Raw genomic sequence first — 13,238 nt, 5'->3', positions numbered from 1 at the left:
ACGCTATTTACGCGCCAGTAACGTGGCCCGGCGTGGCGCTGGCAAGCCTTCGATGGTTTTGCCATGGTCGTTGGGGTCGAGGAAGTCGCCCAGCGACTGGTAGCGCATCCAGTCGGTGCTGCGCTGTTCCTCGACGCTGGTGGTGCTCACGTCGACGCAGCGCACGTCGCTGAAACCGGCGCGGCGCAGCCAGCGCTCCAGGGCCGGAACAGACGGCAGGAACCAGACATTGCGCATCTGCGCATAGCGGTCCTCAGGCACCAGCACCTGGTTCTCGTCACCTTCGATCACCAAGGTTTCCAGCACCAGCTCACCGCCCTTGACCAGGCAATCCTTGAGCGCCAGCAGGTGCTCGATGGGCGAGCGGCGGTGGTAGAACACGCCCATGGAAAACACCGTGTCGAAACCTTCCAGGTTGGCTGGCAGGTCTTCAAGGGCAAACGGCAGGTGCCAGGCTGGCAGCTCGGGCAGGTACTGCTGCACGGCCTGGAACTGGCAGAAGAACAGCCAGTTGGGGTCGACGCCGATGACCATGTCGGCGCCGGCGCCGAGCATGCGCCACTGGTAGTAGCCATTGCCGCAGCCCACGTCGAGCACGCGCTTGCCCTTGAGGTTCAGGTGCGGGCCAACCCGCGACCACTTCCAGTCCGAGCGCCATTCGGTGTCCACGTGCACGCCGAACAGGTCGAACGGCCCCTTGCGCCAGGGCGACAGCCCCATCAGCGCCTGGCGCAGCTGGGCGCGGGTGGCATCGTCGCAGGCGCAATCCAGGCGCAGGCCGGTGGCCAGGTCGACGTCACTGGGCGTGAGCGCCGGCAGGGCGTCGAGGGCGCCGCGCCAGCGGTCGAGGTCGCCATGGCCTTTTTCCAGCTTGGCATCCAGTTGCGCTTGCAGGCCCTGGGACCAGGAAGCCAGGGGCGTACCCGCCAGGCGGCGGACGAGGGGGGAAAGATCGATCATGGCAGGGCTATCAGCGAGGCGAAGTTGAGGCATTGGAACCAGGGCACGACCTTGGTGAAACCGGCCGCGTGCAGGCGCTCCTTGTGCGCCTGCAGGGTGTCGGGCTTCATCACGTTCTCGATGGCACTGCGTTTCTGGGCGATTTCCAGTTCGCTGTAGCCATTGGCCCGCTTGAAGTCCAGGTGCAGCTCGTTGAGCAGGGTTTGCTCTTCGTCATCGGCGAAACGCAGTTTCTCCGAGAGGATCAGCGCGCCGCCGGGCAGCAGCGCCTGGTGGATGCGCGTGAGCAGCTCCAAGCGCTGCTCGGGGGCAATGAATTGCAGGGTGAAGTTCATTGCCACTACCGAGGCCGGCGCGAGCGGCAGGCTGAGGATGTCGGCCTCCAGCACTTGTACCGGCAGCAGTTCCTGGAACATCGAGTCCTGGGCGGTGAGGTATTGGCGGCAGCGCTCGACCATGGCCGCGGAGTTGTCCACGGCGATGACCTGGCAGCCGTCGCTGCGCACATGGCGGCGCAGCGCCTGGGTCACCGCCCCCAGGGAAGCCCCCAGGTCGTACAGTGCGGTGTTGGGCTGGGCGAAGCGCGCGGCCAGCACGCCGAGGTTCTCGACGATGGTCGGGTAACCGGGCACCGAGCGCTTGATCATGTCCGGGAACACGCGCACCACGTCTTCGTTGAACACGAAGTCGGGCACTTGCTCCAGGGGCTGGGCGAAAAGGCGGTCGGGTTGTTTGCTCACGGCGGGCTCGGTGCGGAAACGGGGGCGATATTCTAGCCAAATCAAGGGCGTAATGCCTATTTATCGGACTGCCGTCCTGCCAGGGGCGACGGGAGGGAGATTTCCCCGTTTAAAAGGTCTGACGACCGTTGCTGATGAATTCGTGACTACGCTGCTGTGCCTGCTGATTATAGCCCCGACCGGAAAAGCCTATCGTCGTCTTCTGCAGCGTGATGTAGGTAATTAACGGAGGCATTAGATGACTGAAATAACCCATCCTGAACAAAGGCTGTCCTTTCAGCAATTGAGCGAAGAGCAGCGCGCCCAGTATGTGCCGGAGCAAGTTTTTGATCTGCGAAAGAACGAGCCGGCCTTTATCTTCAATCGGGATAATCTGATCGCGATCAAGCGCTACGAAAAAGCGATTCGCAAACTTCCTACTGCTGATGCAGCCATCCCCGAATCCGTGATGAGCCTGGTGAGTGCCAGCAAGCAGGATATTGACGTTCTCTTTGACAACCTGCGCAAGCATGCCGATTCTTGGGACGGTGTGGAAGATGCTTGCAAGAGTTTGGGGGCGGATCTTCAAATTTTTGCAGAGACCTTGGTCGCTGAGGCGACTAAGTTGATTGCTCTGATCAAGACGATGGACACCTGGGATGCCACTGCCGGCCAGCACGCTATTGAGCTGCCAGTGAGGGACGGCGAGACCTTCAAGCAGGCCGTTGCACGGCACATGGGCGTCATTCGCGAAGAAATTGCCTACAAGCGCAAGAGTATTCAGCATGTAAAACAACTGGTCGATCACTTCGGCGACGCCATCAGCGAAAACTTGCTACCGATGGCGCGCGGTTTAAGAGACAAAATGCTGCACAGCCAGTTCACCGAGGCGCTGACACAGTTAGATGCCAAACTCACGGTGTTGGACAGCGAGATACAAAAAAAACTCGATGAATACAAAAGTTTGGTCGGCCTGTCTTTTACCGGCCTGGTGTTTGGCCCCCTCGGATTGGCGATCACCGGTGGTATTTATGGCAAGCAAGCGGAGGCAGTGCGGGCTGAAAAAAACAAAAAAATCCGCGAGCGCAGCGAGTTGGTCGAACAAAAGTCCAAGTTGCAGGACTACTTCCCGATCATTGAGAAAGTCACTACGGACATCGCTGACATGGCATTTCGCTTGGTCGACGTGCGCACGGCTACTGCCAACTTGGAGGACGTCTGGGTACTGCTGGATGCCTATGCGAAGAATTCGCAGAGGCGCGCAGAGGCCGTTTCAACCAATCATGATGTCAAGCGCTTCGTCGAGCAATTCGAGCGAGTGATCAATCCATGGAAAAACATTCAAGGTATCTCAAAAGATATCTCAAAATTGTTCAATGAGACGTTGATAGATTTTGAAAGGAAGTTCCAAAATGGTAAATGAAACGCGTAGCCTGCCAGATGTAAACGTGATGACCCAGGCCGAGGATAAAATCCGCACGCTTTATCACGGTCATACAGCAACTGTTCTACCGGCGGTACGGGAACGCCTGCTCGACCTCGCCTCCTTGGTAAAAGCCGGAAACGACACGCTGCGAGAAAGTGTGCTTTCCAGTCTGGTTTCGCTGAACCTGGAGTTTGACCAATATCCGGCGTCGGAAGAGGACGATCTTCTGCGCCTGCGGCAGAGCGTGGCGGCCGACATGGCGCAAGTGGTCCTGGCGGCCGAGCGTGTGCAGGGCTACCGCGACCCGAATATCGCCGCTTTGAAGGCGGAACAGGGGAAGGTTGTGTTGCAGGTTCAAACTTCCATTGACGCCCAGAAAGCGCTTGTCGCCGCCCAAGAGGCTCGCCTGAAGGAGATAGACGCTTTACTCCAGACCCTGGAGAAGCCATCTGTAACCCAAGCACTGCGCGGCTTGCTGCCTGAACCGAAGGATATCGAAGTGGTTATCGGCACCCTCAAGGATCCAACGGTAAGTCCGGAGTTGCTGAAGGCTGCCCTCGAAAATCTCAATAAGCACCTGGATCTTCTTGAACAGGGGCGCAAACTGTCCGACGTGTTCATGAGCCGCCGTCGTCTCGGTGAGGCGTTGAATGAGCAACGCATTACTTTGGAGCAGATCCGACTGCAGTTGTCGAAGGAACAGGCTGGACAACGGCAATATGAAAGCATTGAGCAACTGCTGGCCGAGCGACAGACCTGGTTGCAGCAGGTGAGCCGGTTCTGTGACAGTTGGAAGGCACTGTCGCAAACCGTCGCTGCAGCCACACAGCCCTCTGCGCTTAAATCTGCACTTGAAGAGGTCCGCGACTACCTGGTATCGGTGCGCCGCGCCATCGAGGCCGTGTGAAATCGCTCAATCAACCCTGACTTTGCAATCGAACGTCTGCACCGGTTGCACCTGCGATGCCCAAGGCTGCTGATACACCAGTATCAAGTGGCCTTCGCCGGCGCCATGAGCTTGGAAGCGCCAGGTCGAAAGCCCGGCCTCGCCCACGATGTCAGCGTCCTCGGGGGCGCTGTACACCTCGGGGCCAAGGCCCTTGAGGACATTGGACGCTGGGTTCTGAACCCGCCAGCGGTAACCGGTGGACGGGTTGCTGGGCAGGGTCAGGGTGAGGGTCTGGCCGACCTGCAGGCGCTTGGGGCATTCGCTTTCGGCGTCCAGTTCGACATTCGGTTGCGGCTGCTGGGCGCAGGCGGCGAGCAGGGCGAGGCTCAGGGGAACGAGCAGACGGGGGGCGGTCATGGTGGCTCCGAAGGCTGGCGATGGCCTGAGGATAACCGATGATCGAGGGGTTTTGTGTTGTGGCTGCTGGCTTATTCGCGGGGCAAGCCCGCTCCTACAAGAGCGGGCTTGCCCCGCGAAGAGGCCGGCACTGGCTAGAACAGAACCTTGGCCACGTCGGCGAAGCGCTTGGCGAAATGCACGGTCAGGCCTTCACGCAGGTAGTCCGGCAGCTCCTCGAAGTCCCCGCGGTTAGGTTCGGGCAGGATCAGTTCGAAAATCTTCTGCCGCCGCGCCGCAATCACCTTCTCGCGCACCCCACCAATGGGCAGCACCTGGCCGGTCAGGGTCAGCTCGCCGGTCATGGCCACGCCTTTCTTCGGCGCTTGGTCGCGGGCCAGCGACAGCAAGGCACTGGCCATGGTGATGCCGGCACTCGGGCCATCCTTGGGCGTGGCGCCTTCGGGAACGTGCAGGTGAATGAAAGCTTCGTTGAAGAAGCCTGGGTCGCCGCCGTACTGCTTGAGGTTGGAGCTGACATAGCTGTAGGCGATTTCGGCAGACTCCTTCATCACGTCGCCCAACTTGCCGGTGAGCTTGAAGCCGCGGTTCAGGGTGTGGATGCGGGTGGCCTCGATCGGCAGGGTGGCGCCGCCCATGCTGGTCCAGGCAAGGCCAGTGATCACGCCCTTGCCGGCCAGCACCTGTTCACTGCGAAACACCGGCATGCCCAGGGCGGCTTCAAGGTCCTTGTTGCCGATTTTAAGCTTCGCCTGTGGGTCGTCCAGCAGCTTGACCACGGCCTTGCGCACCAGCTTGCCCAGCTGTTTTTCCAACTGGCGCACACCGGCTTCGCGGGCGTAGCCGTCAATCACCGTGCGCAGGGCGCTGTCGCTGATGCTCAGGCTGGTCTTGGCCACACCGGCCTTGTCCAGCTGCTTGGGCCACAGGTGGCGCTTGGCGATGGCCAGTTTCTCTTCGGTGATGTAGCCAGAGAGGCGAATCACTTCCATGCGGTCGAGCAGCGGGCCGGGAATCGAGTCCAGGGTATTGGCGGTGCACACGAACAGGACCTTGGACAGGTCCAGGCGCAGGTCCAGGTAATGGTCGAGGAAGTCGACGTTCTGTTCCGGGTCGAGGGTTTCCAGCAGCGCCGAGGCCGGGTCGCCCTGGTAGCTCTGGCCCATCTTGTCGATCTCGTCGAGCATGATCACCGGGTTCATCACCTCGACCTCCTTCAGCGCCTGCACCAGCTTGCCCGGCTGGGCGCCGATGTAGGTGCGGCGGTGGCCCTTGATCTCGGCCTCATCGCGCATGCCGCCGACGCTGAAACGGTAGAACGGCCGGCCAAGCGACTCGGCGATGGACTTGCCGATGCTGGTCTTGCCCACCCCGGGCGGGCCGACCAGCAGCACGATGGAGCCGCTGATTTCACCCTTCCAGGCGCCCACGGCGAGGAATTCGAGGATGCGTTCCTTGATGTCGTCCAGGCCTGCATGGTGTTGGTCCAGCACTTTGCGCGCATGCTTGAGGTCGAGCTTGTCCTTGCCGTACACGCCCCAGGGCAGGGCGGTGGCCCATTCCAGGTAGTTGCGGGTAACGGCGTACTCAGGCGAGCCGGTTTCGAGGATGGCCAGCTTGCCCATTTCCTCGTCGATGCGCTTTTTCGCCTGGTCGGGCAGGGTCTTGCCTTGCAGGCGCTGCTGGAATTGTTCCAGGTCGGCGCTGCGGTCGTCCTTGGTCAGGCCCAGCTCCTGCTGGATGACCTTGAGTTGTTCCTTGAGGAAGAATTCGCGCTGGTGCTCGCCGATCTGCCGGTTCACCTCGGCGGAAATCTCGTTCTGCAGGCGCGCCACTTCGACTTCCTTGCGCAGCATCGGCAGCACTTTTTCCATGCGCTTGAGCATGGGCACGCAGTCGAGCACTTCCTGCAGCTGGTTGCCGGTGGCGGAGGTAAGCGCGGCGGCGAAGTCGGTGAGCGGCGATGGGTCGTTGGGGCTGAAGCGGTTGAGGTAGTTCTTCAGCTCTTCGCTGTACAGCGGGTTGAGCGGTAGCAGCTCCTTGATCGCGTTGATCAGGGCCATGCCGTAGGCCTTCACTTCGTCGGTGGGCTCGGCAGGCTGGCGCGGGTACTCGACTTCGACCAGGTACGGTGGGCGGTGGTGCTTGAGCCAGGTGCGGATGCGCACGCGGGTCAGGCCCTGGGCGACGAACTGCAGCTTGCCGTTCTCGCGGCTGGCGTGGTGCACCTTGACCAGGGTGCCGTATTCCGGCAGCGCCTTGGTGTCGAAGTGGCGGTGGTCTTCTGGCGGCGTGTCCATGAAGAACAGCGCCAGCGAGTGGTGCTCGGTCTTGGCCACCAGGTCGAGGGTTTCGGCCCAGGGCTCTTCATTGACGATCACCGGCAGCACTTGCGCGGGGAAGAACGGGCGGTTGTGAATCGGGATCACATAGACCTTGTCCGGCAGCTGTTGGCCGGGCAGGGCGAGGGCGTGGCCGGTATCGGCCTTGGCATCGAGGTGTTCGACTTCGCTGTGTTCGTCGGGTTGTTCCGGGAAATCCTGCTGGTCGCTCATGGGGCACCTGCGTGAATGACTATGGTGCTTAGATGGGGCGGGGGGGGATGGGTTTCAATGGTAGATGAAGGGCGCGGGGAGGGTTTCATCTTTGCTGGCCAGTGCCGGCCCTTCGCGGGGCAAGCCCGCTCCTACAGAGGTACGCGATCCTCTGTCGGCGCGGGCTTGCCGGTGGATGTTACTCGGCCAATTTGTAAGCGATGATGTAATCGCCCATCTTGGTGCCCAGCGAGCCGTGGCCGCCGGCGACGATCAGCACGTACTGCTTGCCGTCCTTGCCGGTGTAGGTCATCGGCGTGGCCTGGCCACCCGCTGGCAGGCGGGCCTTCCACAATTCCTTGCCGTTGTTCACGTCATAGGCACGCAGGTACTGGTCGAGGGTGCCGCTGAGGAAGCCGACGCCGCCTGCGGTGACGATCGAGCCGCCCATGCTCGGTACGCCCACTGGCATGCCGATCGGCACCGGGGTGCTGTCACGGGTGGTGCCGTTCTTGCGCTTCCACACCACCTTGTTGGTGAACAGGTCGATGGCGGCCACGTAGCCCCAGGCCGGCGCCTGGCACGGAATGCCGATGGGCGACATGAACGGGTGCATGATGACCGCGTAGGGTGCGCCAGTGTTCGGCTGCACGCCGCTGGTTTCGCTTTCGCGCTTGCTGCCGGCGGCAACCTGTTCGCGTGGCACCATCTTCGACACGAAGGCCATGTAGTTGGGCGAGGTGAACAGCAGTTGGCGCACCGGGTCGACCGACACGCTGCCCCAGTTGAACACGCCGACGTTGCCTGGGTAGACCAATGAGCCCTGCTCGGACGGCGGGGTGTACTGGCCTTCGTAACGCAGTTCGCGGAACTGGATGCGGCACAGCATCTGGTCGAACGGCGTGGCGCCCCACATGGCCTGTTCGGTCAGGTCCGGGCCCAGCAGGTTGAGGTCGGAACGGGCCTGGGTCGGTGCGGTGTGGTCACCCTTGACCGCGCCTTGCGGGGTGGGGATTTCACGAATCGGCACGATCGGCGTGCCGTCGCGGCGGTCGAGCACGTACAGGCTGCCCTGCTTGGTCGGCACGATGATCGCAGGCTTCACGCCGTCCTTGGTTTTCAGGTGTACCAGGGTCGGTTGGCTGCCAACGTCCATGTCCCACAGGTCGTGGTGGGTGAACTGGTAGTTCCAGCGGGCCTTGCCGGTGGCCAGGTCCAGGGCGACCACGCCTGCGCTGTATTTTTCGGCGCCTGGGGTGCGGTCGGCGCCCCATTGGTCGGGGGTCTGGTTGCCCAGCGGCAGGTAGACCATCCCCAAGTCTTCGTCGACGCTGGCCAGCGACCACATGTTGGCCGAGTTGCGGCTGTACTGCTTGCCCGGTGCCAGTGGCTTGGTGTCGTCTGGGTTGTTGCTGTCCCAGTTCCACACCAGGCGGCCATCGTGCACGTCGTAGGCGCGGATCACGCCGGACGGCTCGTTGGTCGACTCGTTGTCGGTGACGTGGCCACCGATGATGACCAGGCTGCGGGTGATGGCCACCGGCGAGGTGGAGTAGTAGCCGCCTGCGGTGAACGGGCCGATGCCGGTGGTCAGGTCGATTGCGCCCTGGTTGGCGAAGCCTTCGCAGACCTTGCCGGTGTCGGCGTTGATGGCGATCAGGCGGGCATCGGCGGTGGGCAGGTAGAGGCGGCGCGGGCAGGCCTGGGCCACGGCCTGGCCTGCATCGGTTACCTTCGGCGCCGGGCTGCCGTCACGGCTGACGTAGCTGTTCTCGTCGTAGTACGAGACGCCGCGGCAGGTCATGTGGGCGAAGCCCTTGAAGGTGCCGACCGGGGTCTTGATCTGCGGGTCGTAGCGCCAGATTTCGGCGCCGGTGTCCGGGTCCAGGGCCAGCACCTTGCTGTGGGCGGTGCAGGCATAGAGCATGCCGTTGGCCTTGAGCGGGGTGTTCTCGTTGGTGAGCTCCACCGGGTCGTTGGCGGTGGGCAGGTCACCGGTGCGAATGCGCCAGGCCTCTTCAAGGCGGTAGGCGTTCTGCGGGGTGATCTGGCGCAGCGGCGAATAGCGGTCGCCGTGCTCGGTGCGGCCGTAGGCCTGCCAGTCGCCGTCCGGCATGGCCGGCGCGGCGCTGCCCATTTCGCTGTTGTCGCGGCCCAGTTCGCCGAACACTTCACCGGGGTGGGTGAACTGGCTGCCCACGGCGCTGGCGCCAGAGGCCAGCACGGCAACGCTCAACAGTGCGGTGTTGAGCCCGGCTGCCGGGCCGATCAGCGGGCGCCGTGCCCAGGGCAGCAGCAAGACCACGCCGATGGCGAACCAGATGGCCAGGCGCGGCACCAGTTGCCACCAGTCCAGGCCCACCTCCATCAGGGCCCACGCAGTGCTGCCCAGCAGCACCAGGCCGTACAGGCCCAGGGCGAGGCGACGCTGGGCCACCAGCAGGGCGCCCGCCACGGCAAAGCCGATCCCGGCGACCAGGTAGTACAGCGATCCGCCCAGCTGGCTCAGCTTGATGCCGCCGGCCAGCAGGGCCAGGCCCATCAGCAACAGCAACACGCCCATCAGGCGGGGTAGCCAGCGGGTTCCAGGGTTGGCACCGTCAGTGCTCATCTTAGGTTCTCCGTTCAGTGCAAGGGGTTAGAAAGTGCTTTGGATCTTCAGGCCGCCGACCACGGCGTCGTCGACCTGCGACACCCCGCCCGGATGGCGGATGTACTGCAGGTTCGGGCGCACCGTGAGCCAGTCGGCCAGGTGAATGCCGTAATAAAGTTCGGCGCTGTACTCGGTGTCTTGCACCGGCAGGTAGCCCGGGTTGTCGTAGTCGTCCAGGCCGGCCGCCTGGTTGGCCAGGCGGGCGTTCTTGCGGTAGGCGGGGTTGGCGTGCACGCGGGCGACGGCAAAGCCGATATCGTCCTTGGCGCGGGCATCGAAGGGGCCTTTGTACACCAGCCCTGCCTGTAGGTAGTTGTCGATGACATTGGTCTTCTTGTCATGCACCGTGGCGTTGGCGAAAAGGCTCAGGCCGCGGGACTGGTCGGAGGCCTGCGAGGTCACCTGCTGCTGCGCGCCGAGCCACATGCCGTGCTTGCTCGAACTGCTGCGGTAGGCGGCGCCGCTGATGGCTGCCGGTTGGCCGTTGCTGTCCTTGAGAACATCCTGTGCCTTGGCATTACTGTAGTAGTAGCCGGCGCGATATTCCCCTTTCAGACCTTGGATGCGCGGGCTCCATACCAGTTCGATCGGCATCACCGCGCCCTGGGTGCCACTGCCGCTGAGCTTGAAGCCGTTGCCGGACTCAAGGTTGGAGGGGTTCTGCTCGTACACGCCAACCTGGGCGTACAGCTCGGGGCTGAGGTTGTACTTGGCCCGCAGGGCCCACTGGCTGACCGGCCAGTTGTACCAGATGCCACCCACCCAGTTGCCCACCTGGGAGCCGCAGAAGGCCAGGTTCTGGAAGTCGCAGGGGAAGCTGTTGAAGTCCTCGCCTTCGCCGAAGCGGCCGAATTTCACATCCAGGGCGCCGTCGAAGTATGTCTGCTTGATCCACAGCTGGGTCAGCCGCCAGGTTTCGCCACGGCCCCAGACTTCCTGGGCAGAGGTGAAGCCGCCGACGCGCGGGTCGTTGATGCGGTCGTTGCTGATGTTGTCGCCATGGCGCTCGGTGACCGTCAGCTGGAACTCGGTGGCATCCCAACCCAGGATTTTCTGCAGGTCCAGGTGGCTGCCAAAGGTGAACTGGTCGCTGTAGCGCGCGGTGCGGTCATGGTCGTAGCCGCCGTGCAGGTTGCTGCCCATCTCGCCGGTGTAGCCGAGGGTGAAGTCGTAGCCTTTTTCCAGCAGGGCGGTGCGGTTGCCGCCCCAGTCGCCGAACATCCAGGGGGAATCCTTGGCGAAGGGTTCGCTTGCACTGGCAGTGTTCGGCAGGCTGGTGGCGAGGGCGATCAATGCCAGGCCGGTGTAGCGGGTTTTGGGCAGTTGGAACATGAGATAGCGCTATCTTCTGATTATTGAGCAAATGCCTAGCGCACCGGGGAGCGGGCTCTTCGGTGGAAATGGCAAAAGGGAATGCTGGGTGAAGCGATTCAGCTTGCGGCGGGGAGGATATAGCGGACGTTGAAATAAAAAAAGACAAATTGTCGCAGGGGATTGTTGCAGGTTTGGCAACAGTGGTTATCCCTTCGCGGGCAAGCCCGCTCCCACAGGGTACTGCACAGGTTTCAATGGCAGTGCAGTAGCGCTGGGAGCGGGCTTGCCCGCGAAGGACAAAAACCCATCAGAAGGTTGTACGCAGCCCTACTTCAACGCTACGCCCTGGCGCCGGGGCGATGTCGCGCAGGATCGAGCTGGCATAGCGCACGGTCTGGTCGGTCAGGTTCTCCCCGCGCACGAACGCCAGCCACTGGCTCTGGCCGATGTCGAAGCGGTAGCCGACACTGGCCCCCAGGGTGGTGTAGCCATCGGTGCTGGTTTCGTTTTCAGGCTTGCGGTGCTGCGCCGCGGCATGTTCCACCTCGACCCGTGCCTGCCAGCGGTCCAGTTCCCAGACCAAGGCGCTGTTCAGGCGCAGTGGCGCGATACGAGGCAGCGGCTCGCCGCTGTCGAGGTTCTTGGCCCGGGTGTAGTCGCCCGAAAGCTCCAGGGCAAAGCTGCCGTAGCGGTTCTCCACCAGCTTCCAGCGGTCCTGCGCCTCGATGCCGTAGAAGCGTGCACGCACGCCCTCGTAGCGGTATTCGGGGATGTCGCCGTCCTCGCCTTCGCGCAGGTTGCCCGTGCCGATCAGGCCGATGTAGTTGTTGAAGTGGCTGTAGAACACCCCCACGCTGCCCTTGTGGGTGCCATTGTCGAAACGCAGGGCCAGGTCGCTGGAAATGGCCTTTTCCTTGTTCAGGCTGGCATCACCCAGCTCGAAGGCGCCGGTGGCCACGTGGGCACCGTTGGCATACAGCTCATAGAAGGTGGGGGCCCGCTCGGTGTAGCCCAGGTTGGCGGCCAGCGACCAGATCGGGTCAAGTTGATACACCGCTCCCGAAGACAGGCTGAACGCGTTGAAGCTGCTGGCGCTGTCGGCGTCGACGAAGTTCTCGTTGCCCTTGGCGTCGGGGTCGACACGGGTGTGTTCGATGCGCGCGCCCAGGCTCAGGTTCAGGCGCTCGGTGGCTTGCCACTGTTCAAGCATGAACAGCGCCAGGCTGTCGGTGTCGGTTTGCGGCACGAAGGCTTCTTCGCCCAGGGCCGAGAATTCGTTGCGGCTGACCTGCGCACCGATCACCCCTTCCAGCGGGCCCAGCGGCTGGTGGCGGGCTTCGATACGGGCCTCGTAGCCTTTGTTCTTGAACGTGGTGCCGACTTCGCCGTCCTCGATTTCGCGGTGCTCGTAGTCGGTGTAGCCGGCGTCGAGTTTCACCGAGCTGAATGGGCCGTCCAGGTCACGGATTTCCGAGGCGAAGGCGTAGTGGTCCTGTTTCATGTCCAGGCGCACGCCGGACTCGGCCACCGAGCCGTAGTTGCTGTCGTAACGGCTGTACGACAGGCCGGCATAGCCATGCTCCCAGTTGTAGGAACCGCCGATTGCGCCCCCGTCCTGGCGGCCGTCGCTGTTTTCCAGGCGATGGCGGCTGCCCGGCTCGTCGGCATCGCGCACCTTGCTGCTGCGGGCGTAGCCAGGGATGCGCAGGTCGTTGAACTGGCGGCTGTTGGCGTCCAGGTGCAAGGCGAAGGTGCCGTCGCCGGCTTCGAGCTTGCCGGCGCTGCTGCGGGTGGTGTCGGCGCCGCCGTAGCGCAGTTCACCGGCCCCGTGGATGCCGTCGATGGGCGAATCGGGGATGCGGTTGTCGAAGGTGTTGATGACGCCGCCGATGGCATTGCCGCCGTACAGCAACGCGGCCGGGCCACGCACGATCTCGACCCGGTCGACGTTGACCGGGTCCAGCGGTACGGCATGGTCGTAGGACAGCGACGAGGCATCCAGGGCGCCGACGCCGTTGCGCAGGATGCGGATACGGTCGCCATCCAGGCCACGGATCACCGGGCGGCTGGCGCCTGGGCCGAACCAGGTGGAACTGATGCCGGGCTGCTTGTTCAGGGTTTCACCCAGGCTGCCGTGCTGCTGTTGCAGCAGGTCGTCACCTTCGAGCACGGTGCTGGGCGCGGCCAGCTGGCTATTGCCCAGCGGGTTGGCGGTAATGACCTGGGGGTCGAGTTCCACTGCCTGGCTGGGCGAGGAGGCCAGCCACAGGGCGATGGCGAGGGGGGAGAGGCGAAGCGGAATGTGCAACATGGGGATGAGGCGTTC

The 13,238-nt window shown here is 63.1% G+C and carries 9 protein-coding genes; 2 read left to right on the top strand and 7 right to left on the bottom strand.

Features of this window, described 5'->3' with window-relative positions:
- Positions 1 to 3: 3 nt before the first annotated feature.
- Both cmoB and cmoA read right to left on the bottom strand, forming a co-directional pair.
- Positions 4 to 960 carry a tRNA 5-methoxyuridine(34)/uridine 5-oxyacetic acid(34) synthase CmoB gene (gene cmoB, locus F3J44_RS05480; protein ID WP_167271037.1) on the bottom strand — a complete coding sequence of 319 codons (957 nt, stop codon included), beginning with the start codon at positions 958 to 960 and terminating at the stop codon, positions 4 to 6.
- Positions 957 to 1,760 carry a carboxy-S-adenosyl-L-methionine synthase CmoA gene (cmoA, locus tag F3J44_RS05475; RefSeq protein ID WP_370526368.1) on the bottom strand — a complete coding sequence of 268 codons (804 nt, stop codon included), beginning with the start codon at positions 1,758 to 1,760 and terminating at the stop codon, positions 957 to 959. The genes cmoB and cmoA overlap by 4 nt, the downstream gene beginning before the upstream one ends.
- A 178-nt stretch (positions 1,761 to 1,938) precedes the next feature.
- On the opposite strand from cmoA, the gene F3J44_RS05470 reads away from it, so the two are divergent.
- On the top strand, positions 1,939 to 3,102 hold the full coding sequence (locus F3J44_RS05470; protein ID WP_167271035.1) for an alpha-xenorhabdolysin family binary toxin subunit A: 1,164 nt from the start codon (positions 1,939 to 1,941) through the stop codon (positions 3,100 to 3,102).
- On the top strand, positions 3,092 to 4,012 hold the full coding sequence (locus F3J44_RS05465) for an alpha-xenorhabdolysin family binary toxin subunit B (protein ID WP_167271033.1): 921 nt from the start codon (positions 3,092 to 3,094) through the stop codon (positions 4,010 to 4,012). Before F3J44_RS05470 ends, F3J44_RS05465 begins: the two co-directional genes overlap by 11 nt.
- A gap of 6 nt (positions 4,013 to 4,018) precedes the next feature.
- Here F3J44_RS05465 and F3J44_RS05460 read toward each other — a convergent pair whose 3' ends face one another.
- From F3J44_RS05460 to F3J44_RS05440, 5 genes are all read right to left on the bottom strand, one after another.
- Positions 4,019 to 4,411, bottom strand: coding sequence for a protease inhibitor I42 family protein (locus F3J44_RS05460; RefSeq protein WP_167061905.1), 393 nt, complete (start codon positions 4,409 to 4,411; stop codon positions 4,019 to 4,021).
- 134 nt (positions 4,412 to 4,545) lie between these two features.
- Complete coding sequence (gene lon, locus F3J44_RS05455) at positions 4,546 to 6,966, bottom strand: endopeptidase La (protein ID WP_167061908.1); 2,421 nt, start codon at positions 6,964 to 6,966, stop codon at positions 4,546 to 4,548.
- A gap of 178 nt (positions 6,967 to 7,144) precedes the next feature.
- A complete protein-coding gene (locus F3J44_RS05450) occupies positions 7,145 to 9,556 on the bottom strand; it encodes a glucose/quinate/shikimate family membrane-bound PQQ-dependent dehydrogenase (RefSeq protein ID WP_167061911.1) in 2,412 nt (803 codons plus the stop codon).
- Positions 9,557 to 9,583: 27 nt separating this feature from the next.
- Positions 9,584 to 10,930 (bottom strand): carbohydrate porin, encoded by a 1,347-nt coding sequence (locus F3J44_RS05445; protein WP_167271031.1) that lies wholly within the window; start codon positions 10,928 to 10,930, stop codon positions 9,584 to 9,586.
- A 289-nt stretch (positions 10,931 to 11,219) separates the two neighbouring features.
- Positions 11,220 to 13,223, bottom strand: coding sequence for a TonB-dependent receptor (locus F3J44_RS05440; RefSeq protein ID WP_167271029.1), 2,004 nt, complete (start codon positions 13,221 to 13,223; stop codon positions 11,220 to 11,222).
- Positions 13,224 to 13,238 lie beyond the last annotated feature (15 nt).

Origin of the sequence: Pantoea sp. Tr-811 (genome assembly GCF_011752535.1) — a bacterium.
Taxonomy (GTDB): Bacteria; Pseudomonadota; Gammaproteobacteria; order Pseudomonadales; family Pseudomonadaceae; genus Aquipseudomonas.
This window is presented reverse-complemented; position numbering and strand designations above follow the sequence as displayed.

Bases quoted from the DNA above. Each gene is read 5' to 3' on its own strand.
- F3J44_RS05440 (WP_167271029.1), bottom strand. From the start codon at position 13,223: ATGTTGCACATTCCGCTTCGCCTCTCCCCCCTCGCCATCGCCCTGTGG.
- cmoB (WP_167271037.1), bottom strand. From the start codon at position 960: ATGATCGATCTTTCCCCCCTCGTCCGCCGCCTGGCGGGTACGCCCCTG.
- F3J44_RS05445 (WP_167271031.1), bottom strand. From the start codon at position 10,930: ATGTTCCAACTGCCCAAAACCCGCTACACCGGCCTGGCATTGATCGCC.
- F3J44_RS05470 (WP_167271035.1), top strand. From the start codon at position 1,939: ATGACTGAAATAACCCATCCTGAACAAAGGCTGTCCTTTCAGCAATTG.
- F3J44_RS05450 (WP_167061911.1), bottom strand. From the start codon at position 9,556: ATGAGCACTGACGGTGCCAACCCTGGAACCCGCTGGCTACCCCGCCTG.
- F3J44_RS05465 (WP_167271033.1), top strand. From the start codon at position 3,092: ATGGTAAATGAAACGCGTAGCCTGCCAGATGTAAACGTGATGACCCAG.
- lon (WP_167061908.1), bottom strand. From the start codon at position 6,966: ATGAGCGACCAGCAGGATTTCCCGGAACAACCCGACGAACACAGCGAA.
- F3J44_RS05460 (WP_167061905.1), bottom strand. From the start codon at position 4,411: ATGACCGCCCCCCGTCTGCTCGTTCCCCTGAGCCTCGCCCTGCTCGCC.